At 64.7% G+C, this 19184-nt stretch carries 19 protein-coding genes; 14 read left to right on the top strand and 5 right to left on the bottom strand.

Translation table 11 applies throughout. From position 1 onward, the window contains the following. From ABD53_RS08580 to ABD53_RS08555, 7 genes are all read left to right on the top strand, one after another. A partial coding sequence (locus ABD53_RS08580) for an aldehyde dehydrogenase family protein (RefSeq protein WP_152670672.1) occupies positions 1 to 389 on the top strand: 389 nt, incomplete at its 5' end. Between the two features lie 203 nt (positions 390 to 592). Then, positions 593 to 1999 (top strand): dihydropyrimidinase, encoded by a 1407-nt coding sequence (hydA, locus tag ABD53_RS08575; RefSeq protein WP_084709440.1) that lies wholly within the window; start codon positions 593 to 595, stop codon positions 1997 to 1999. Positions 2000 to 2227: 228 nt separating this feature from the next. Next, entirely contained in the window at positions 2228 to 3472 is a 1245-nt protein-coding gene (locus tag ABD53_RS08570) for a Zn-dependent hydrolase (protein WP_200900341.1), read from the top strand. A 47-nt stretch (positions 3473 to 3519) separates the two neighbouring features. Continuing rightward, on the top strand, positions 3520 to 5070 hold the full coding sequence (locus tag ABD53_RS08565; RefSeq protein ID WP_053057847.1) for an NCS1 family nucleobase:cation symporter-1: 1551 nt from the start codon (positions 3520 to 3522) through the stop codon (positions 5068 to 5070). Positions 5071 to 5164: 94 nt separating this feature from the next. Further along, positions 5165 to 5380, top strand: a complete 216-nt coding sequence (locus tag ABD53_RS17810) for a LysE family transporter (RefSeq protein ID WP_200900340.1) — start codon at positions 5165 to 5167, stop codon at positions 5378 to 5380. A gap of 58 nt (positions 5381 to 5438) precedes the next feature. After that, the gene (locus tag ABD53_RS17805) at positions 5439 to 5729 is read left to right on the top strand and encodes a LysE family translocator (protein WP_200900339.1); all 291 of its coding nucleotides are present in this window, start codon (positions 5439 to 5441) and stop codon (positions 5727 to 5729) included. Between the two features lie 18 nt (positions 5730 to 5747). Further along, positions 5748 to 6743: a TIGR03842 family LLM class F420-dependent oxidoreductase gene (locus ABD53_RS08555; RefSeq protein WP_047865321.1), complete on the top strand. Its 996-nt coding sequence runs from the start codon at positions 5748 to 5750 to the stop codon at positions 6741 to 6743. Between the two features lie 289 nt (positions 6744 to 7032). On the opposite strand, the gene ABD53_RS08550 is transcribed toward ABD53_RS08555, so the two are convergent. From ABD53_RS08550 to ABD53_RS08530, 5 genes are all read right to left on the bottom strand, one after another. Then, positions 7033 to 7824 (bottom strand): 2-keto-4-pentenoate hydratase, encoded by a 792-nt coding sequence (locus ABD53_RS08550; RefSeq protein WP_047865320.1) that lies wholly within the window; start codon positions 7822 to 7824, stop codon positions 7033 to 7035. A 39-nt stretch (positions 7825 to 7863) separates the two neighbouring features. After that, on the bottom strand, positions 7864 to 8730 hold the full coding sequence (locus ABD53_RS08545; RefSeq protein WP_047865319.1) for an alpha/beta fold hydrolase: 867 nt from the start codon (positions 8728 to 8730) through the stop codon (positions 7864 to 7866). Positions 8731 to 8799: 69 nt separating this feature from the next. After that, positions 8800 to 9846 carry a 4-hydroxy-2-oxovalerate aldolase gene (gene dmpG / locus ABD53_RS08540; protein WP_047865318.1) on the bottom strand — a complete coding sequence of 349 codons (1047 nt, stop codon included), beginning with the start codon at positions 9844 to 9846 and terminating at the stop codon, positions 8800 to 8802. Beyond that, the gene (locus ABD53_RS08535; protein ID WP_084709439.1) at positions 9843 to 10811 is read right to left on the bottom strand and encodes an acetaldehyde dehydrogenase (acetylating); all 969 of its coding nucleotides are present in this window, start codon (positions 10809 to 10811) and stop codon (positions 9843 to 9845) included. Before ABD53_RS08535 ends, dmpG begins: the two co-directional genes overlap by 4 nt. Then, positions 10808 to 11626, bottom strand: a complete 819-nt coding sequence (locus tag ABD53_RS08530) for an IclR family transcriptional regulator (protein ID WP_047865317.1) — start codon at positions 11624 to 11626, stop codon at positions 10808 to 10810. The genes ABD53_RS08535 and ABD53_RS08530 overlap by 4 nt, the downstream gene beginning before the upstream one ends. A 192-nt stretch (positions 11627 to 11818) precedes the next feature. Between ABD53_RS08530 and ABD53_RS08525 the strand changes: the two genes are divergently transcribed. The 7 genes from ABD53_RS08525 to ABD53_RS08490 all read left to right on the top strand — a co-directional run bounded on the left by ABD53_RS08525 (position 11819) and on the right by ABD53_RS08490 (position 19183). Next, positions 11819 to 13165 (top strand): aromatic ring-hydroxylating dioxygenase subunit alpha, encoded by a 1347-nt coding sequence (locus ABD53_RS08525; RefSeq protein WP_053057846.1) that lies wholly within the window; start codon positions 11819 to 11821, stop codon positions 13163 to 13165. Between the two features lie 26 nt (positions 13166 to 13191). Further along, positions 13192 to 13701, top strand: a complete 510-nt coding sequence (locus ABD53_RS08520) for an aromatic-ring-hydroxylating dioxygenase subunit beta (RefSeq protein ID WP_047865316.1) — start codon at positions 13192 to 13194, stop codon at positions 13699 to 13701. A gap of 41 nt (positions 13702 to 13742) precedes the next feature. Continuing rightward, on the top strand, positions 13743 to 14192 hold the full coding sequence (locus ABD53_RS17485) for a hypothetical protein (protein ID WP_053057845.1): 450 nt from the start codon (positions 13743 to 13745) through the stop codon (positions 14190 to 14192). A 31-nt stretch (positions 14193 to 14223) separates the two neighbouring features. Next, the gene (locus tag ABD53_RS08505; protein ID WP_047865315.1) at positions 14224 to 15033 is read left to right on the top strand and encodes an SDR family NAD(P)-dependent oxidoreductase; all 810 of its coding nucleotides are present in this window, start codon (positions 14224 to 14226) and stop codon (positions 15031 to 15033) included. Then, a complete protein-coding gene (locus ABD53_RS08500; protein WP_235401471.1) occupies positions 15030 to 16796 on the top strand; it encodes an adenine deaminase C-terminal domain-containing protein in 1767 nt (588 codons plus the stop codon). The genes ABD53_RS08505 and ABD53_RS08500 overlap by 4 nt, the downstream gene beginning before the upstream one ends. A 221-nt stretch (positions 16797 to 17017) precedes the next feature. Next, the gene (locus ABD53_RS08495; RefSeq protein WP_152670671.1) at positions 17018 to 18259 is read left to right on the top strand and encodes an ABC transporter substrate-binding protein; all 1242 of its coding nucleotides are present in this window, start codon (positions 17018 to 17020) and stop codon (positions 18257 to 18259) included. Positions 18260 to 18310: 51 nt separating this feature from the next. After that, the gene (locus ABD53_RS08490; protein WP_047865314.1) at positions 18311 to 19183 is read left to right on the top strand and encodes a branched-chain amino acid ABC transporter permease; all 873 of its coding nucleotides are present in this window, start codon (positions 18311 to 18313) and stop codon (positions 19181 to 19183) included. Position 19184 lies beyond the last annotated feature (1 nt).

Below are 19184 nucleotides of genomic sequence, written 5' to 3'. Positions count from 1 at the left end.
TGACAGATGAGATGCGGGTCTCGAGAGAGGAGATCTTCGGCCCCGTACTTTCGGTGGTGCGGGTAGGCAGCTTAGAAGAGGCCATAGAGTTCACAAACGGCTCGGACTTTGGCAACGCCTGCTCCATCTACACCGAGAACGGGGCGGCTGTAAGGCACTGGAGAGAAGAGGTAGAGGCCGGGATGCTCGGGGTAAACATCGGGGTAGCGGCACCGATGGCGTTCTTTCCGTTCAACGGGGTGAAGAACTCCTTTTACGGTGACCTGCACGCCACTGGAAAGGACGGGGTGAGGTTCTTCACCGAGAACAAGGTACAGGTCACCCGCTACCTGTCTGACCCCACGGGTCCGGCACCCGAGGTCGAGGGCACCGTGGAGGCCGGCGCCTAGGCTATGGAAGCCGCTGCCCCGGTAGGGCTACAGTGGTAGCGGGTTGATCAGGGTATCCGGGGAACGTGCGGCCGCCGGTGGGGAGGCGGTCGCGCGTGGCACATATTCCGTCATCGGGCCGAATATTTGACACGAATGGTGCTACGTAGTCTCCGTGTGCAGGATGCGATAGTAGAACCACAAGTAGCATAAGGAGGAGAGAGTTGGGTAGGACACTGTTCTCTGGGGGTACGGTAATGACCGCCGACGGCGGCTACCGGGCCGACGTGCTGGTCGAGGATGAGAAGATCTCCGCCGTGGGCACGAACCTGAACCCGGAAGGCGCCGAGGTGGTCGACGCCACCGGGCGGCTCGTGATGCCGGGCTTTATCGACGGGCACACCCACATGGACATGCCGTTCGGCGGGACGATGACGGCGGACGACTGGCACGCCGGTACCCGCGCGGCCATAGCGGGCGGTACGACGACCATCGTTGACTTCTCGTTGCAGGACGCCGAGGGCACGCTCGACGGGGCGCTACAGACCTGGTTCGGCAAGGCCGAGGGCAAGGCGCACATAGATTATGGTCTGCATGTCGCCATCACCAACCTCACCGAGGAGATAAAGGCCGAGATCCCCTCCCTCCCTGAGAAGGGCGTCTCGACGATCAAGATCTTCATGGCCTACAAGGGCACCCCGCTCTACAGCGAGGACGACGACCTCTTCGAGACCCTCCAGATCGCGCGCGACGCGGGAGTCCTCGTCATGGTCCACGCGGAGAACGGGGACGTAATAGCGAGGCTCACGGATCAGGCGCTCTCCCGGGGCGACACCGCCCCCCGGTTCCACGCCCTGACCCGCCCGCCCGAGGTCGAGGCCGAGGCCACGAACCGCGCCATACGCCTCGCGGAGGTCGCCGGAGCGCCGCTTCTGGTGGTCCACGTCTCCTGCGCCGCCGCCCTCGCCGAGGTACACCGGGCGCACGAGCGCGGCCAGACGGTGTACGCCGAGACCTGCCCGCAGTACTTCGTATTCTCCTACTCCGACCTCGCGCGCGAGGGCTTCGAGGGCGCGAAGTACGTCTGCTCCCCGCCCCTGCGCGACGAGTGGAACCGCGATCCGCTGTGGCGCGGGCTGCAGAGCGGGGACCTCCAGATATTCGGCTCCGACCATTGCGCCTTCAACTACGAGGGCCAGAAAGAGCTCGGCCTGGACGATTTCTCCAAGATCCCGAACGGCCTACCCGGCGCCGAGGAGCGTGCGATGACGCTCTGGACCGAGGGCGTGCGTGGGGACCGCATCTCCGAGGCCCAGTTCGTCTCGCTCCTGTCCACGAACCAGGCCCGCATTCACGGCCTCTACCCGCGCAAGGGCGTCATAGCGCCCGGGGCGGACGCGGACATAGTTCTCTGGGACCCGGACCTCACGATGACCGTCACCGCCGAAAACCGCCACGGCAACGTGGACTACACCCCGTACGAGGGCATGACCTTCCACGGCGGCCCGACAGAGGTGTACGTCCGCGGCAGGCTCGGCTACAAGGACGGGGAGGTAATCGCCGAGGCCGGCTCCGGCCGGTTTATAGAGCGCAGCTTTGAAGGGCCCGCCATAAAGTCGGCGCTGGTCTGATCGTCTCAATGAACCACGACGATCTGCTACAACGACACAGGCCTGTGATACCTGGCGTGCTCGTCGGAAATCGTCGGAAAAGGGCAGGCTGGAAGGTGACGCGATCCGCATCGCGTCGCCCCTGATCGTCACGCAGGAAGCCGCCGCCTCGGTGGACGTCTTTGTGGAGGCGCTGTCCGGGCTACAGAGCCGGGGCAAAGGGGAGAATAAACGGGAGAAAGTGGGGTAGTGGTGGACACGCAGCAGGTAGATTCACGCAGGGCGGTGGACGAGCTCAAGGAGCTGGCCGAGCTAACCGGCGGGCCCGGAGGCGCCCGCAGGGTGTGCTGGACCGAGGAGTGGCGCAACGCCCGCGAGTGGCTCAAGGGCAAGCTCGCCGAGATAGACGGCGTCGAGGTGGAGACCGACGAGGCCGGAAACCTGTGGGCCACCGCCCCGGGCGAATCCGAAGACGAGGTCCTGATCGGCGGCCACATGGACTCCGTACCCGAGGGCGGCTGGCTCGACGGCAGCCTCAACACCATCGCGGGTCTGGAGGCGATGCGGGTGCTGGCCCCACAGAGGCGGCCCGTCACCCTGCGGCTCGTGGACTGGGCCGACGAGGAAGGGGCGCGCTTCGGGCGCAGCCTGCTCGGTTCGAGCGCCACCGCCGGATCCCTGGACCCGGACTCCGTGCGCGGCCTCACGGACCGCGACGGCGTCGCCCTGCCGGATGCCCTGGCCGAGAACGGGGTGGACCTCGACCGGATGAAGGAGTCGCACCGGCAGCTAAAGAACGCCCGGGCCTACATAGAGCTCCACATCGAGCAGGGGCCGGTGCTCGAAAGGATGGGCCTCCCGCTCGGGGTGGTGCTCGGCACCTTCGGGGTGGAGCGGCACATGGTCCGCTTCCGGGGCCAGCACGCCCACTCCGGCTCGACCCCGATGGACGTTCGCCGGGACGCGTTTCTGGCGGCGGCGAAGTCCGCGCTCGCCTTCCGAGACGACGCCGCGTCCCGCGACGACGTGCGCGGCACGACCGGTATCGTGAACGTGAACCCCGGCATAGTCACGGCGTTCAACGGGTGGTGTGAGACCTCGTTGGATCAGCGCGCCCTCGACGCCGACGTGCTCGCCGACATGCTGGAGAAGGCAAAGGAGGCCAGCGAGAAAGCCGCTTCCGAGGAAAACGTCGAGCTCGAGTGGGAGAAGGTGTGGGAGATAGAGCCCCGCCCCTTCGACGACGACCTTATAGAGCTCGCCGACGAGGCGGTGCAGGAGGTCGCCGGGAGCTCTCACAGGCTGGCCTCGGGGCCGCTGCACGACGCGGCGGAGATGGCGCCCCTGATGCCGACGGTGATGCTCTTCGCCAAGAGTCTGCGGGGACTCAGCCACACCAAGGAAGAGGACACGCCGGAGGAGGACATCGAGCTTTCCGTGCAGGCGGTCCACAGGCTCGCGCAAAAGACGATGCAGTGGGTGGGTAACCGCTAGAAGCCTAGAGGCTCATAGCCGTAGGCTAAACAGGGGAGGGAGGCGCGGTGGAGAGGGAAGAGTTCCGGGATCTCGCGGTAAGGGATCAATCAGAGGCGGAGGGGATAAGGCGCGAGGTAAGGGGATCTCGCCTGTACAACGAGGACCTCGCGCCGATGGGGCCGGAGGACCGCACCTGGAGCACGTACAACATCGCGGCGCTCTGGATCGGCATCTCGGTGGTCATCACGACCTACACCATCGCCTCCGGCCTTATAGCGGCCGGCATGACCTGGTGGCAAGGCCTTTTGACGGTCAGCCTCGCAAACCTCATAGTGCTGATACCCGTCCTCCTGAACGGCCACGCCGGCACCAAGTACGGCATACCGTTTCCGGTGTTCGTCCGTTCCTCGTTCGGGGTAACCGGCTCCAACTTCGCGGCCCTGGCCCGGGCGTTGGTCGCCTGCGGCTGGTTCGGCATCCAGACCTGGATCGGCGGGCTGGCGCTAAACTCGCTGATGACCGCGGTCTGGGGCGGGTGGGCCGACGTTGCGGGGGCGCAGTTCATAACCTTCTTCGTGTTCTGGGTGATACAGGTCGCGATAGTCCTCCGAGGCGTGGAGGCGATAAAGGTACTGGAGTCGTTCGCCGCCCCGCTGCTGATCGTCGGCGGTCTCGCGCTCCTGGTCTGGGCGTTCTCGGCGAGCGGGGGCCTCGGAAACGCCTTTGCCTCATCCTCGGCCCTGCGAGAGGGCAACGGCTCGTTCTGGGTGCTTTTCTGGCCGGGGCTCGCGGCGAACGTCGGTTACTGGGCTACCCTGAGCCTGAACATCCCGGACTTTACCCGCTACACCAGGAGCCAGAGGTCCCAGATCATCGGCCAGACGCTCGGGCTCCCGCTGACCATGATCGCCTTCAGCTTCATCGGGATAGCGGTAACGGCGGCCACGGTCGCGGTCTACGGGGAGGCGATCTGGGACCCGGTGGAGCTCATAACTCGGGTCGCCGGGCCGTTCCCGCTACTGTTGATCGTATGCATGATCGTGATAATGATCGCCCAGATCTCGACGAACATGGCGGCGAACGTGGTCTCGCCCTCGAACGACTTCTCGAACCTCGCCCCGCGCTACATCTCGTTCAAGATGGGCGGCATCATAACGGCGGTGATCGGGGTGCTCTCGTTCCCCTGGGTGCTGTTCAACAACGTTGGGGCGTACATCTTTACCTGGCTAAACGGTTACGGCAGCCTCCTCGGGGCCATCGGCGCGGTAATGATAATGGACTACTGGATACTGCGCCGGCAGAGGCTGAGTCTCACCGACCTCTACCTGACCGACGGCTGCTACTCGTTCTCGAGAGGCTGGAACCTCAAGGCGCTGGCCGCCGTGGCCATCGGCGTCGTCCCGGTCATCCCCGGCTTCGTCAAGGCGGCGACCACCCCGAACTTCAGCGGATCGTTTACCGACCCGACCTTCGTGGAGGGCCTGTACAACTACGGGCTCTTCCTGACCTTCACCCTGGCCGCCATCGCCTATCTGGTAATGTCCGCCCTCTCCGCCGCCCGCGAGCCCGCCTCGGAGCCGGCAACGGAGAGCGCCCGCGAGACGGTAACGGAGTAAGTGATGCTGGACGTGGATACGCTGCTCGTCTTTATCCCGGCCACACTCGCCCTGACCCTCGCGCCCGGACCCGCCGTGCTCTACGTTATCTCCTGTGGCGTGGAAGGACGCGAAAGACGGCCGTGTATCCGGGCTGGCCTCGGCTTTCGGCATCGGTGCGGGAGGGCTGGTACACATAACGTTCGCGGTGGCCGGGCTCTCTTCGCTGCTCGCTTCTTCAGCCGCGGCTTTCACCGTGGTGAAGTGGCTCGGCGTCGCCTACCTCGTGTGGCTCGGGCCCTCGCGCCTGCTCGGGAGCGGCCACACGTGAGGCGTTAACGTGGCCCCGTGGATGCAAGGAGGCTTTCGACCATCTTCAGAGCATGCTCGTGGACGCGTTGAACCCGAAGGTCGCCTTGTTCTTCCTGGCATTTCTGCCGCAGTTCGTGGACCCGGCGGTCGGATCTGCCTGGCTCCAGCTCCTCTTGCTGGGGCTCGTATTCGCCGTTATTGGCCTTTTTACAGACGCGCTGTACGCTCTGCTCTCCGGCTCCGCCGGGGATTGGCTGCGGCGCAAGAGCGAGAGTGTGCGGCTGCGGAGGGCGGGGCGCTACTCGAGCGGCGGAGTCTATCTGGCCCTCGGGGCGGGCGCGGCCACCTCTGGTCCGGGCAAGAACTGATACAGAAAGGTTGAACAGATGGATTTCGGAGTAACGCTACAGACCGACCCACCGGCGAGCCGCATCATAGAGCTAACGCGGAAGGCCGAGGCCCTGGGCTTTACCCACGCCTGGACCTTTGACTCCCACATCCTGTGGCAGGAGCCGTACGTGATCTACTCGCAGATGCTCGCCGCAACCGAGCACATCAAGGTGGGGCCGATGGTCACCAACCCCGCGACCCGCGACCCCTCGGTAACGGCCTCACTATTCGCCACGCTGAACGACATGTTCGGCAACCGTACCGTCTGCGGCATCGGGCGCGGAGACTCGGCCCAGCGGGTGCTCGGCAAGCGGCCGACCACGCTCGCCAGCCTCGAAGAGGCGATGAGCCTGATAAAGGAGCTCGCAGAGGGGCGTCCCGTACAGACGGAGACCGGGGAGGTTCAAATTCCCTGGGTGGATGACGGCGAGCTCGAGGTATGGATGGCTGGATACGGTCCGAAGGCGCTCTCGCTGGCCGGGCGCCAGGCGGACGGCTTTATCCTGCAGCTCGCGGACCCGACGATACTGGAGTGGACCGTGGGCCACGTCCGGCGCGCAGCCGAGGAGGCCGGGCGCGATCCGGACGAGATAAAGGTCTGCGTAGCCGCCCCAGCCTACGTCGGCGAGAACGTAGAGCACCAGCGCGAGCAGTGCCGGTGGTTCGGCGGCATGGTAGGCAACCACGTCTCGGACCTCGTATCCCGCTACGGCGAGAGCGGCGCGGTCCCGACCGCGCTTACGGACTACATAAAGAGGCGCGAGGACTACGATTACGGCCACCACGGCCGAGCCGGAAACCCCTCGACGGACTTCGTGCCCGACGAGATCGTGGACCGCTTCTGCATCCTCGGCACCCCCGAACAACACGTCGAGAAGCTGTCGGAGCTGGAGGAGCTTGGCGTGGATCAGTTCAACGTCTACCTCATGCACGACGCGATGGACGCGACGCTCGACGCCTACGGCGAGAGCGTGATCCCGGGTCTCACCTAGCCTCGATCCACTATCCATACCGCACTAGCGTTATTGAAAGCCCCCGCCACTCTGGTGCCTGGCTCGGAGAACTTCCACTATATCGAGCCGGGAAAGCGGACGATAGCTGATTCCGAGCTAGCGGCCTCTGCCGTGTGAATGAGAAACATTATATGCCGGAGGTTTCTGGATATTTCTTGCTGCTATCTATCCATGTTATATACGTTACTTTACTAATTGAGTTACGTGTGGCACCCCAAGGAGCAAGCACAGGTGGGTGGTTCTTTAAGACGTACTTCTAGCCTACGCTCTAGTCGTCGGTGAATTTTACGGTCAATGGCGACTTTTCCCCTAGGTGTAGGGTGAATTCTTCACCAGACGTCACCGGCACGGCTGCCGCCAGCGCTCCGGAGAGTACGATGTCGCCGGCTTGCAGGCTTATTCCAAAGCCGTGGAGCTTGTTAGCCAGCCAAGCCACGCACAGTGCGGGGTCTCCCATTGCCGCCGAGCCTTCGCCTTCTCCAACGAGCTCGCCCGAACGCTCCACGCGCATCGGCAGCGAGCCCAGGTTGGAGTCTTTTAGAGATGAGTCCCAAGGGCCGGTGGTGAAGGCTCCGTAGGAGGCGTTATCCGCAATGGTGTCGGGGAGCTTTATGCGCCAGTCTTCTATGCGGCTGTCTACTATCTCGAATGCCGGGGCTAGTGCCTCGGTAGCCGCGAGCACCTGCTCGGGGGTGGCCTCCGGCCCCGAGACTGCTTCACCGAGCAGGAAGGCGATCTCTCCCTCTATCCTCGGAGCGACGAACGTGTCTGCAGGTATCTCCGCATGGCCGTCTTTGGCGGGGAAATAGCGGGAGGACCAGAGGCTGCCGTAGTCCGGTTCTGAGACGCCGAGCTGTTCTTGCATGGCGAGACTGGTAAGCCCTATCTTGCGCCCGAGTATACCTTCTCCACCCGCCAAACGGCGCTCGGTCCAGGCCATCTGCACCGCGTAGGCGAACTCCGTGTCCTCTAGGCCGTAGCTTTCCGTGAGTGGGGGTATGGGGGCACTTTGTTTGGTCCAGGCCGCGTCCAGCGTCTTTGCTATATCGCTTGGATCCATCTGTCTATTCGTTCCTACGCTCTAGTCGTTTTAGTCGTTCTAGCCGAGGAAGTCGGCGACCACGTCGTTGAAAGCTTCGCGGTGCTCGATCATGATCCAGTGCCGGCAGCGCCCGAAGACGTGCAACTGCACCTGGGGCAGCCTCTCCAGTAGATACAGGCTGGTTTCTAGTGGGATGATCACATCATCGCGGCCGTGTACCAGGAGAGTAGGATTCTCTATGGACTGGAAGAATGAGTCCGGGAGGGCCAGGTTATCCACGTGCTGCTGGCGCGGCGCGGGGAACATCGAGGCGAAGCTACGCTTCGTGTTCTCGTCCATCGCGGCCTCGTAGCGGGCTTCTGCTATGGCGTCGAGGTCGCCGCCAACTATGGCCGGATCGTAGACGAAACGCTCGATAGCCTTTTTCATGTTTTCGGGAGATGGATCATCGTAGAAGCCCCAGAGGTCGGCAAGGCCGTCTCTGATCTGGTGTGGCGTGCCCATCGTGCCCATGAGCACTAGCCTCCCAACCTTCTCGGGGTTGCGCTTGAGAAAGTGAAGCGCGAGCGCCCCGCCCATGGAGTTGCCGACTATGTGAACCTTTTCGACCTCTAGCTGCTCCAGAATCGAGGAGATCTGATCCAGCCACACCTCTAGCCACTCGTCAGACCCCTGGGGCGGGTGCTCAGGATGGGCGCTCTTTCCATAGCCGATCATGTCCGGTCCTATGCAATCGAAAGCCTCACCGAGGGCGGGCAGGGCGAACTGCCAGTTGGACCAAGCTGTAGCGCCGGGACCCGAGCCGTGCAGAAAGAGCACCTTCTCCTCGTTACCCTCCCCGGCCCGATTGTAGTGGGTGGTGTATCCTCCGGTCTGTAGCGTGCCCGTACTTACCTCTGCGGCTGCGGTGTTGGTTTGTGCCATATACTATCTGCTCTCCTCCCACTGTGACTTCACAGTTCCCTGTATTGATACTTCCCGGGCTGTCCGAGCCTAAGCCGCGCCCTGCTCCTTGGCCAACTCCAGGGCGACGTCCAGGATCCAATCTTCTTGTCCGGCTACCGCCTCCCGGTGTCCAAGCTCGACAAGTATGTCTCTGGTGTCTATGCCGTAACGCTCTGCGGCTCGCTTTGCGTGTAAGAGAAACGTTGAGTATACCCCGGCGTAACCTATAGCGATAGAGTCGCGGTCCCTGCCGGGCTGGAAGGGCATGAACGGAGCCACGACGTATTCCGCTGCGTCCATGAGACCGAATGCGTCCATCCCGGAGTCGAGCCCAGACTTGTCCAGCACCGCCGCCAGAAGCTCGGTTGGGGCGTTGCCGGCCCCGGCACCGAGGCCGCGCAGAGAGCCGTCCAGCTGGTCCGTGCCGGCCTCGACGGCGGCGAGGCTATTGCCGAGGGCGAGCCCGAGGTTGTCGTGGGCGTGGAAGCCGACCTCGCACTCGAGGCTGTCTTTGAGGGCGCCGATCCGCTCTCGAACCCCGTCGGGCAGTAGCGCCCCGGCGGAGTCCACTATGTACACGCAGTCGGCCCCGTAGCTCTGCATGAGACCGGCCTGCTCGGCTAGCTCGGCTGGGCCCCGCATGTGGCTCATCATCAGAAAGCCCACGGCTTCGAGGTCCATCTCCTTTGCGAGCTCGAAGTGCTGCTGAGAGATGTCTGCCTCGGTACACTGGGTCGCCACGCGCACTATGCTGGTGCCTCTCTCAGCGGCGTCCTTTAGCTCGCTCGCCGTGCCGACCCCGGGCAGCAGGAGCGAGGCTATCCTCGCCTGCCCGCACACCGCTGCGGCTTCGGAGATGAGATCCATCTCCGGCGTCGCGGAGAAGCCGTACTGTACGGAGGAGCCTGCGAGGCCGTCACCGTGGGTTACCTCTATGACCGGAACCCCGGAGGCGTCCAGGGCGCGGGCGACCTCCCGGACCTGCTCCGTGGTAAACCTGTGGCCCATCGCGTGGGAGCCGTCGCGCAGAGAGGTGTCCGTTACCCTGGGGGCCGCTCCGGAGCCGCTCCTGCTGCCATCTACTCCCTCGCTCACGCCACGGCCTCCTTGCCTAGCAGGTGGGCGGAGAGGCGCTCTCCGACGCCCCGCGCGGCGGAGGTCATGATATCCAGGTTTCCGGCGTAGGCCGGGAGATAGTCTCCGGCTCCCTCGACCTCCAGCAGCATTACTATTACCGGCCTCTCGCCCCACGGCGTCTGGCGGCGGTCGAAGACGGGGCCGTTCTTTAGCTGGTATCCGGGGACGTAGGCCTGGATCTCCTCTACCACCCGTTCCACGGACTCGGCTATCCCGGTCTCGTCTACCTCCTCGCTCTCGGGGACGACGTAGACGGTGTTGCGCATCATGATCGGGGGATCGGCGGGATTGAGGATGATGATCGCCTTACCAGACTCCGCACCGCCGATCTGCTCCAGGCCGCGAGCCGTGGTAAACGTGAACTCATCTATGTTCTGGCGGGTTCCCGGCCCGGCGGAGAGGCTGGCTATCGTGGAGACCATCTCGGCGTAGCGTACCGGCGCGACCCGGGAGACGGCGTAGGCCATCGGGGTGGTCGCCTGGGCGCCGCAGGTCAGGAGGTTCACGTTACCGGAGTCGAGATGCTCGTCTATGTTCGCGACCGGCACCACGTACGGACCTACCGCCGCCGGGGTGAGATCCACGGCGATCTTGCCCGCCTCCTCTAGCGCGGCCGCGTGTTTCACATGGGCCTTCGCGCTGGTGGCGTCGAAGACGAGCTTTATCTCCGGGTCCTCGAGTATCTCGTCTATGCCGTGGTGTGTGGTGCCGACGCCCTCGGAATCCGCCCGTTTCAGGCCCTCGGAGTCCTTCTCTATACCGGCCAGGAGCGAGAGCTCCATGTGCCCGGGGTCCTTGAGGAGCTTGTACATCAGGTCGCTGCCGATATTGCCGGAGCCCAGTATCGCGACCTTTATCTTTTCCTGGGCAGTATCTCGAGTCTCTCGTGCTTGTGAGGCCCTCTGGGTACTCTCGGTGCTCAACTCCTCGACCCCTCCATCCTGTGAGTCTTGCGATCTTCGTGGTCCTGATACCGTCCCATTGTGTTTCCCACTCCCTGTGAGATCCGGCGGGCTGCCTCCAAAACCGCCCGCGTGTATTCTTCCTCGTTCGTCTCGAAGCGGAACGCCGGGGCCGAGATGCTCAGGGCCGCGATCACCTCTCCTCCGGCGTCGCGCACCGGGGCCGCCACGCAACACAACCCCTGTAACGTCTCCTCCAGGTCGAAGGCGTGGCCTCTGGCGCGAACCTCCCGCAACTCCTCGGCCATCGCCTCCGGCGTGACGATGGTGTTCTGCGTGAAGGCGGGCATTCCCTGATGCTCCAGGGCACGCTCTACCCGATCCCACTCGCAGGCGGAGAGGAGGACCTTGCCCACGCCGCTACAGTGAGCATGGAGCCGGCCCCCGGCGCGAGAGGCGAGTATCTTCACCGCGGGTGTGGGCTGCTGCTTCTCTATGTACACGGCCTGCATGTTGTCCAGCACCGCCAGGTGGACGGTCTCGCCGTAGCCCTCCACGAGCTCCTCGATGACCCGGTGGGACTCGGTACGGAACTCGGTGGTGTCCAAGAGATTCTGGCTCAGCTCGAAGAGCCGCCAGCCAAGCCGGTAACGCCCCCCTTCGGTGCGGCGCAACAGCCGCTGCTCGGCGAGGGTGGTCATGAGCTCGCTTGCGGTGGTCTTCGGAACCCCGAGCGCCTCCGCAACCTCGCCGACGCGCCACTCCGGACTCTCCGGGGTGAAGAGATCCAGCATCCGCGCCACCTTCCACACCACCTGCTGTTTCTGTTGTCTCATGGCGACCCCTGTGTACTCCGTGCCTCTAAAGTTCACACGTTCCTTATCCCAAGATATACCGGCATACTAGGCTCCGGGAGCCGGAGGCTCAACGGGTGTGTTCGTTATTGACGGCCGCGGCTGTGGCGGTGGCTCGTCATCACGTTAGACGGGGCTATAAACTTAACCGGAGGGCAGCGAAGGAGGAGGACGATGCTTCAACAGCCAGCTCAACATCCGGCCCGCGAGGGAGAGACTTACCAGGCGCTCACGGAGGCCAGAAGGGCTCTCGTGGAGGAGGGTAAGCTCCTGGCGAAGATCTACAACGAGCCCGCGGTCTTCGAGATGGAGAAGGACAACATCTTCACCAAGACCTGGATATTCCTGGCCCACGAGACGGAGTTGCCGGACCCCGGGGACTACGTCGTGCGGCGCATCGTGGGGGACTCCTTTATCGTCTCCCGGGACGAGCATGGCGAGATCCACGTCCTCTTCAATATGTGCCGCCACCGGGGGATGCAGCTCTGCCGAGTGGACTCGGGGAACACCTCGCACTTTCGCTGCCCGTACCACGGTTGGACCTACCGCAACACAGGCAAGCTAAACGGCGCCCCCTTCCAGAAGGAGGCCTACGGTAAGGACGGACTCGACAAGGAGGAGTGGGCGATGACCCCCGCGCCCGCCGTCGGGGTGTACAAGGGTATGATCTTCGCCAGCATGAACGCCGACGTGCCCCCGATAGAAGAGTACATCGGCGGGATGGGCTGGTATCTGGACTTCTACCTGAACAAGACGCCCGCGGGCTCTGAGGTGATCGGCGCGCCCCAGCGGTGGGTGCTAGACGCCGACTGGAAGCTCGCCGCGGAGAACTTCTTCGGCGACGGATACCACACCCAGTCGGCGCACATGTCGACGATCAAGGCCGGCATCATGCGCGTCAAGAAGGCCGCCTACTTCAAGGACGGCGTGCAGTACAAGGTCGGGCCGCACGGCGGGATGTTTATCCCGTTCAAGCCGGGCAGCTTCTTCAACTACCCGCAGGACGTGGTAGACGGGATGCGCGAGAATCTTGGGGCGGACCAGTTCAAGGTGCTCGAAGAAGACTCCATACTGCCCCTGAATGCGACGGTATTCCCGAACCTGAGCTTCTTGCATTCGGCTATGGCCGTCGAGCCGGAGGGTCGGAGCATCCCATACCTGACGATCCGGCTCTGGCAGCCTCTGGGGCCCGGCAAGATAGAGGTCTGGTCCTGGGGCGTGGTCGAGGCCGACGCCCCGGAGGAGTTCAAGGAAGAGGCGAAGCGGGCGTACCTCACGACCTTCGGGGCCTCGGGGACCTTCGAGCAGGATGACGCCGAGAATTGGCGCAGCGTCACCCGGGTGGCTGCGGGCGAGATGGCCGATCACCATTACCTCAACTACCAGATGGGCCTCGACCACGTAGAGCCGATACCAGACGAGGAGTGGCCCGGCCCCGGCACCGCCTACGCCCGGAACTTCGCCGACTTCGCCCAGCAGCGCTTCTGGCGTACCTACTTCGAGTACCTGCTCGGTCAGTAGAGCCGGAGATACAGAGAGGACCGGAGATGCTAGAGACGTCAGCCGAGACCTACTGGGAGGTGTACGAGTTCCTGATGCGGGAGGCCGAGCTTCTAGACGGCCACCACGAGCGGGAGTGGGTGGAGCTTTGCACCGACGACGTCGTATATCGCATGCCCGTGCGCGAGACCCGGGAGAGGGGCGCCGGCGAGGGATTCAACGGGCAAATGTATTACTTCGATGAGACGCGCGGCAGCCTGGAGCTTCGCGTCCGGCGGCTGGAGACCGAGTACGCCTGGGCCGAGGACCCACCGTCCCGCACCCGGCACTTCGTGACCAATATTCGCGTTTCCTCTGCAGACGCGGAAGAGGAGCTCGCGGTCCGCTCCAACCTGCTCCTGTATCGTTCTCAAGGGACGGAACTGCACCAGGATCTCATCTCGGCCGAGCGCCGGGACGTGCTGCGGCGCTCGGAGGAGGGGCTCAGGCTGGCGCGGCGTGAGATCCTGCTGGATCACTCCGTACTGACCACCCACAACCTGTCCATCTTTCTCTGAGTTTCTCTGAGCCTGTGCTGGAACACTCTACGGGAGGGAAGATGCAAGAAGAGTACACCGAGGTCTCGAACGACTCGGCGAACGCCCTGGTGCGCCGGGTACGCACCGGGAACGGCGCCCGGTTGGAGGTCTACTCCCCTGGTGCGGGCACCCGGGTCTTACTGGACGCCCTGCTGCTGGAGAGCCTCTCGTGGCAAAGCCCGGAGGGGCTAGCCAGCGGGCTTGACTCTCCGCACGAGCGGGCCGACGGTCAGCGTGAGGTGGAGCCCTCGGGGGACGAGCCTTATACGGAGTTCAGCAACGAGTTCGCGGTCGTGCTGGTCAGGGTCGTGGGGGAGAGCGAGGACGGAAGGCTGGAGATCCACTCCCCAAAGCTCGGCTACCAAGTATACCTGGCCGCGCCCCTGCTGGAGACTCTCTCGTGGCAGAGCCCCGAGAAGCTCTCGGAGGCCCTGGAGGAGCCCTACGGCCCCGCCGGGGCCGCGCACTAAGACGATAGATTGACGTGGAGGATGTTCTGGATTGAATAGTTCAGAGGGGCTTGAGGGAAAGGTCGCGCTCGTAACCGGCGGCGGCTCCGGCATAGGCCGGGCCGTGGTCGAGGCCTTCGTCGGCTTGGGGATGAGGGTCTGTGTACTGGAGAGGTCCGAGGAGAAGGTCGGCGGACTCGATGGCCTCGGGGATTCGGTACGGGCGGTGCGCGGAGACGCGACGAGCCTGGAGGACAACGAGCAGGCCCTCTCGCAGGCTCTGGAGGAGTTCGGGCGGCTGGACACGCTGGTGTGCTGCGTTGGTCTGTGGGACAACCTGGTGAAGATGCGTCGGTTGCCGAAGGAGAGGCTTCACGCGGCGTTTGAGGAGATTTTCTCCACCAACGTGGAGAGCTACGTGGTCGCCACGAAGGTCTGCCTCGATGCCCTCGTGGAGAGCGAGGGGTCAATCGTGTATACGCTTTCGAACTCGGCCTTCTACTCCGATGGCGGAGGGCCACTATACATGGCCTCGAAGTTCGCCGTGCGGGGTCTCCTGACGCAGATGGCCTACGAGCTCGCCCCGAAGGTGCGGGTGAACGGCGTCGCGCCCGGCGGCACGGCCACCGGGATCGCCGGGCTTTCGAGCCTGGAACAGGAGCCGATGCTCGGCTCCGAGAAGATGCAGGAAGGGATCAAGTCCATAAACCCCCTCCAGCACGAGTTCACACCAGAGGACCACGTCGGGGCCTATCTGTATCTCGCCGACCCCACGCTGGCCGGTGGGGTGACGGGTGTGATCATCAACTCCGACGGCGGGCTGGGGGTGCGAGGCTTCTCCAAGCCCGGCGGCATGGTGTGAGTCAGGGGGTGCCCCGGCCCTACGCCCTATCCGAGGACGAACGACTGACGCTCCGGCGGGTGGCCCTCGGTGAGGAGGAGGCGGATCTCTTCCTGCGGGGCGGCACGGTGGTCAACGTGTACTCCGGGGAGCTCGTGGAGGCTAACGTCGCCGTCCGGGGCGGGCGTATAGCCTACGTGGGCCCCGAGGAACGTTGCGTGGGGTCGGAGACCGAGATGATCGAGGCCGGAGGCGGCTACGTCTGTCCGGGTTTGATCGAGCCGCACTCCCACGCGTACCTCGGATACAACCCGGCCAGCCTGGCCGAGGCCGTCCTACCGGGCGGCACCACCACGATAGTTAGCGACGACCTTGTATTCTCGCTCGTTGGCGGCGCGGGGACGAGCCGTGCCGTAATGGACGCCTGCTCCCAGCTCCCGGTGCGCTTTCTCTGGTACGCTCGGCCCGAGCCCGCCTCGCCGCTCGCAGAGAACGGCGAGCGTTTCGGGCGAGAGCGGCTCGGGCGGGTTCTGGATCATCCACTCGCCGTCGGGGTCGGCGAGGCCCCGGCCTGGGTGCGGTTCCTCTCGGAGGAGTCCGGGGGCGCCTACGGCGCGGCGATCGCGGAGGCCGAGTCGCGCGGCGCGGTCGTCGACGGTCACACCACCGGGGCCCGCGGTCCGCGGCTCACCGCACTCGCGGCCTCCGGCCTGAGATCCTGCCACGAGGCGACCACCGCCGAAGAGGCCCTGGAGCGGCTGAGGCTCGGCTTGTGGACCCCGCTGCGGCACAGCTCCGTAAGGCCGGACCTGCCGGAGCTTCTGCGGCTGCTGACAGAGAAAGAGGCCGACACCCGGCGGGTATTGCTAACCACCGACGGCCCTTCGCCGGACGCGGTAGCCGAGCGCGGCTACGTGGACGGTCTCCTGAGGCTGCTCGTCGAAGCCGGCGTTCCGCCCGTAAAGGCCATACAGATGGCGACGATAAACGCCGCCACCTACCTCAAGCTGGACGACCACCTCGGAGGGGTGGCGCCGGGGCGTCTGGCGGACATGCTGCTGCTCGACGACCTCGACTCCTTCAGGCCCTCTCGTGTGATCTCCGGCGGCGTGATAAGAGCCCGAGACGGCGAGCTTACCGGCGCCCCGCCGGTACTCGACCAGGATGCTCTCGGTCGAGGGGTGGAGTTCTCCGGAGGAGATTGGATCTCCGCCCCCGCCCTGTACAAGGCCCATAGGTCCCCGGAGACGCCAGTGATCGAGTTCGTCTCCGACGTGATCACCCGCGCCGGAGCGCCGCCGAACGCCTCCGAGGCCCTCCCCGAAGGCCATCTCCACGCCGCGCACGTGGACCGTCACGGCACCCGGGTCGTACACGCCCTGGTTAGCGGATTTGCGCCGGGGCTCACCGGCCTCGCGACCACCGCGACCTCCAGCGGAGACCTGCTCGTCCTCGGCCGGGAGCCGGAGGCCATGGCCCTCGCGGCCCGCCGTGTGTGCGAGATGGGTGGCGGGGTAGCCGTCGCCGATTCGGGCGTGGTGTCCTGGGAGGCGGCCCTGCCGTTGGCCGGGATAATGTCCGCCGGTGGCTTCCCGGAGGCCGTGCGCTTCGCAAGGGGGTTAAAGTCCTGCCTGCGAGACGCGGGCTTCCCGTTCGAGGACCCACTGTACTCGCTACTCTTCCTGACGGCGGACTTCCTGCCTGGCCCGAGGCTCACCAGCTCCGGAGTGCTCGACGTGGCGGGCGGCAAGCTGCTCTCCGGCACAGAGGCCATGGAGCATTAGGGCACGGCGGACCACCGGCGGCCGGCCCCTAGCGGAAGCGCCGAATGACCATTTGTATCGAGCATCATTCGCTTCACAGGGCGCCCTGAACGTCTATGACGAACTGTGAGACTCGTCGCAATTGAACCCTCTTTGAGAAGTCGCTACCGTTGAGACGAAAGGTGATTAGGTAAGTTCTACGGCATTCTACGGAGCTGCCTAGAGGGGTTAAGGAGAATATCTTGAGGAATAGAGATTCGGTGTCCGGTGCCTCGGCCCGTTCCGCGAGGAAGCCGGTCCTGGCGTTACTGATGACTGCGAGCCTCGGGCTCATCGCCGCCGGTTGCGGCGGGGGCTCAGGCGGGAGTGAGAGCGGAGAGAGCGGAGGGAGTGGGGAGCCCCTCAAGATAGGCGTGATCCTGCCTTACTCCGGCGTCTACGCCCAGCTCGGCGAGGATATTACGAACTCTATGGAGCTATACCTGGACGAGCAGGGCGGAGAGATCGCGGGCCGCCCGGTGGAGATCATCCAGGAGGACACAGAGGCCGATCCCCAGGCGGGGGTCCAGGCCGCCCGCACGCTGCTGGAGCGCGAGGACGTGGACTTCCTGACCGGGGCCGTGAGCACTTCGGTCGCCTACGGCGTCATAGACCTGGCCGAGAGGGAGCAGGTGCCGTTCGTGATCTCGAACGCCCTGGGCAACGACGCCACGCGCCAGGGCTCGGACTACGTGTTCCGCACCTCCGGGAACAGCTGGCAGGTGACGCATCCGATGGGACAGTACCTGGTAGACCAGGGTGTAGAGGAGATCTTCGTGTCCGCCGCGGACTACGCCGCCGGTACCGAGATGGCCGGGGACTTCAAGGCCGGGTTCACAGAGGCCGGTGGCGAGGTCGTGGATGAGGCATACCCGCCGCTGGGCACCAACGACTACAGCTCGTACCTGACGAACATCGAGCAGTCCGAGGCGCAGGCCTCCTGGAGCTTCTACGCCGGGAGCGACGCCGTGAGTTTCGTCCAGCAGTTCGACGAGTTCGGCCTGCACGAGACCACCGATCTTTACGGGACCGGTAACCTGGTCGGCACCGACACCCTGGAGGCCCAGGGCGAGGCCGCCGAAGGCGCCCAGACGGCCCTCTTCTACGCGCCGGACCTCGACACCCCAGAGAACCAGGAGTTCAAGGAGAGCTTCCAGAGTAGCTTCGATCACGAGCCCGGCGTGTACGCCGTACAGGGCTGGGACGCGGCCTGGCTCATGGGCGAGGCGGTCAAGGCCACGGAAGGAGATACGGAAGACACGGATGCCCTGATCGAGGCCATGGAGAACGTGGACTTCGAGAGCCCCCGCGGCCCGATGACGCTCGACGCCAACCACAACCCGATCCAGAACATCTACATCCGGGAGGCCCGGGCCCAGGACGACGGTTCCGTACAGAACGTGGTGGTGGATACCATAGAGGAAGTCGAGGACCCTGGTGAGTAGCCCCACCGGGAGGAAGCCAAGCTCCCCGAGCAGCGGTTTGCGGAGCTAGGCATGCCCGCCGCGGACGCGCTCATAAGCCACGTGATAAACGGGCTCGCGTACGGGCTGCTCTTGTTCCTGCTCGCCGCAGGGCTGTCGTTGATCTTCGGCATGATGGACGTGATCAACCTGTCGCACGGCTCGTTCTTCATGCTTGGGGGATTCGTGGGTATAAGCGCCCTCGCGCTCACCGGCAGCTTCTGGGTGGCCCTGCCTCTCGCCGTGGCCGCGGTCGTCCTGCTCGGGCTCGTCGTCGAGCGGGCACTTCTAAGGCCCCTATACTCCAGGGGCCATCTGGACCAGATTCTCCTGACCTTCGGCCTGGCGCTCGTGATAGACGATGCCGTGGAGTGGATCTGGGGCACCAGGATACGCTCCCTGGACTCCCCGGCTCTCGTTACGGGCTCGGTCGAGGCCTTTGGCGTCTCCGTGCCGGGTTACCGGCTGTTCGTGATCTTCGTCGGGCTGCTGCTTGCCTTCGCCCTGTGGTACGTGCTCGAAAGGACGCGGCTCGGGTCCATCATCCGGGCCGGGGTCTCCGACCGCGAGATGGTCTCCGCCATAGGGTTCAACATAACCGCCGTGTTCGCCGGTGTTTTCGTGGCGGGCGTGGGGCTCGCGGCCTTTGCCGGGTTCGTCGGGGCGCCGATACTCGGGGTCTACCCGGGCCTGGACTTCACCGTCCTGATACTCGCGCTGATAATCGTGGTGATCGGCGGTCTCGGCAGCCTGACCGGGGTCTTCTTCATAAGCGTGATCATCGGCCTCACCCAGACGCTCGGGCAGGCGTACTTCCCGAGTGTCGCCGCCGTGATCGTGTACGTGATAATGGCCGCGGTGCTGCTCGTGAGGCCCTCCGGCCTGTTCCAGAGAAAGTACGCCTGAG

The sequence above is a fragment of the Rubrobacter aplysinae genome (assembly GCF_001029505.1).
Classification (GTDB): domain Bacteria; phylum Actinomycetota; class Rubrobacteria; order Rubrobacterales; family Rubrobacteraceae; genus Rubrobacter_A; species Rubrobacter_A aplysinae.
The sequence above is the reverse complement of the archived record's forward strand: the minus strand, read 5'-3'. Positions and strand labels throughout refer to the sequence as shown.